This window comes from Arthrobacter sp. 35/47 (assembly GCF_000520475.1).
GTDB classification, from domain to species: Bacteria; Actinomycetota; Actinomycetes; order Actinomycetales; family Micrococcaceae; genus Arthrobacter_D; species Arthrobacter_D subterraneus.
On sequence record NZ_KI914600.1, the window covers coordinates 18,604 to 20,834 of the forward strand.

Here is a 2,231-nt window from a genome sequence, read left to right on the forward strand (position 1 = left end):
GGCGGCGGAAGGAGTACTCCTGCCGTTCGCGGCCGTCCTCAGCCGTGCGGAAGTAGTCCAGGCCGGTCTCGCCGATGGCCCGGATGCGCGGATGCTGCGCGAGCTCCTCGATCTCGGCGAGCGCGTCCTCCAGCGTGCCGGCGGCGGCAAGCAGCGGCGCTTCATTCGGGTGGATGGCGACGGCGCCGAGCAGCCGGCGGTCGCGCTCAACCGCCTCGACCGTGAAGCGGGAGGATTCCAGGTCCGTGCCCACCTGCACCGCGAAGCCGACGCCCACAGCCTCCGCAGCATCCATCGCGTCAGCGGCGCTGACGGCAACCTGCCCGTCGCGGAAGTCCAGGTGGGTGTGGTTGTCCATGACCGGGTACGGCAGCGGCTCCGGTGCCGGCGGGTAGTCCAGTTTCCGGCTGCGGCCGCCGGCCTCGGGGGCACGGGAGCGGCCGGTCGGTGAGTCTTCCGCCGCGGTCTCTTCCGGGCGGTACTGAACAGGGATGGAACTGGTGCACATAGTCCAACCCTAGACTTTCCTTGCAGCCCGCAGCCCCTGCTTACCCATCTGTGGAACTTTCCGCCACGAACCCCAGTTGTCCTAGTAATCTGTAAAGACTTAGTTGCCGTTGCACAGGTGCCGGCCCACGCTGTTGTGGACCTTCGCTCCCGGGTGACGTTTCCGGAAGGTATCCATGGACGCGCACAACCAGTACGCCACCCCAAACGGCAGCACGGCGCCCAGTCCGGTTCCCGTCCGCGCACCCATGACCGCGGAGACTTTCCGGGACACCAGCGCCCGCATCCTCTCTTCCATCAACACCGTGATTGACGGAAAGCCCGACGCCGCCCGGCTGGCTTTGACGGTGCTGCTCGCCGAGGGGCACCTGCTGCTGGAGGACGTGCCGGGGGTCGGCAAGACCATGCTCGCCAAGACCCTTGCCCGGACGATCGACTGCAGCGTCAACCGGATCCAGTTCACCCCCGACCTGCTGCCCTCGGACGTGACGGGCGTGTCCATCTACAACCAGGACTCCCACCGGTTCGAGTTCCGGCGCGGCCCGGTGTTCGCGAACATCGTGATCGGCGATGAGATCAACCGGGCGTCCGCGAAGACGCAGTCCGCCCTGCTCGAGTGCATGGAGGAGCATCAGGTCACGGTGGACGGCTCCACCCACCGTCTCGCCGAACCGTTCATGGTCATCGCCACCCAGAACCCCATCGAGATGGAGGGCACCTACCCGCTGCCCGAAGCGCAGCGCGACCGCTTCATGGCCCGCATCTCCATGGGCTACCCGGACATCAGCTCCGAGATGGAGATGCTCGAGACCCACCAGTCCGTTTCCCCGCTGCGCGCCGTGCAGCCGGTTGCCGGTGTCGAGGACGTGGCCGCCATGATCCGCCAGGTCCGGCAGGTGTACGTCTCCCCGGCGGTGAAGGAATACACGGTCGGGATCGGGCATGCCACCCGCAACCACCCGCAGCTCCGGCTCGGTGCCAGCCCGCGCGGCCTGCTCCAGCTGCTGCGTGCGGCGAAGGCCGGGGCCGCACTGGAGGGACGGGATTTTGTCCTGCCCGACGACGTCAGCGCGGTGGCCGAGGCCGTGCTGGCGCACCGGCTCATCCTGGACCGGAAGGCTGCCAGCTCCGGTGAGACGCCGTCGTCGATCATTGCCGGCATCCTCGCCCGGGTGCCGGTGGCACGCGACGCGGCGAGCGCCTCCTCCCGAAACGGCTGACGCCATGGCACTGGCTGAGGGGCTGCCGCGGTTCCTGACACTTCGGGGCTGGGGCCTGGCCGCGGCCGGCGTCCTGTCGCTGCTGGGCGCCCAGTTCCTCGGCCGCCGCGACCTGCTGTACCTGGGGATCCTGCTGGTCCTCCTGCCGCTGGTGTCCGTGCTGGTGCTGCGCCTGGTGAAGCCGCGCTTCACCGTGCACCGGACCTTCGCGCCGCAGAGCATGGAGACCGGGTCCACCACCACGGTGACGCTGTCCGTCGCGTCCGACAGCCCGCTGGGCGGCTCGGTGGTAATGCGCGAGCTGCTGCCGCACCGCTTCGGCGACGCACCCGAGTTCCATTTTCCGGCCGCCCACCCCACTCCCAGCGGGGTGAGCCTGTATGAGTACCGGCTGCGCTCCACGGCGCGGGGAGTGTACGACGTCGGCCCCGTCACCGCCGGCTTCACCGACCCCTTTGGCCTGGGCATCTCCCGGCACACCCTCGGCGGGACCGACCGGCTGGT

General features: G+C 69.2%; 2 protein-coding genes and 1 pseudogene. 2 read left to right on the top strand and 1 reads right to left on the bottom strand.

Annotated elements, in window-relative coordinates; all coding sequences use genetic code 11:
* On the bottom strand, positions 1-358 hold a 358-nt coding region (locus X803_RS19100), incomplete at its 3' end, for a TatD family hydrolase (RefSeq protein ID WP_253907437.1).
* 397 nt (positions 359-755) lie between these two features.
* Between X803_RS19100 and X803_RS0109995 the strand changes: the two genes are divergently transcribed.
* The gene (locus X803_RS0109995) at positions 756-1,727 is read left to right on the top strand and encodes an AAA family ATPase (RefSeq protein ID WP_253907438.1); all 972 of its coding nucleotides are present in this window, start codon (positions 756-758) and stop codon (positions 1,725-1,727) included.
* Between the two features lie 4 nt (positions 1,728-1,731).
* Positions 1,732-2,231: pseudogene (locus tag X803_RS22250) on the top strand (DUF58 domain-containing protein); the annotation flags it as partial.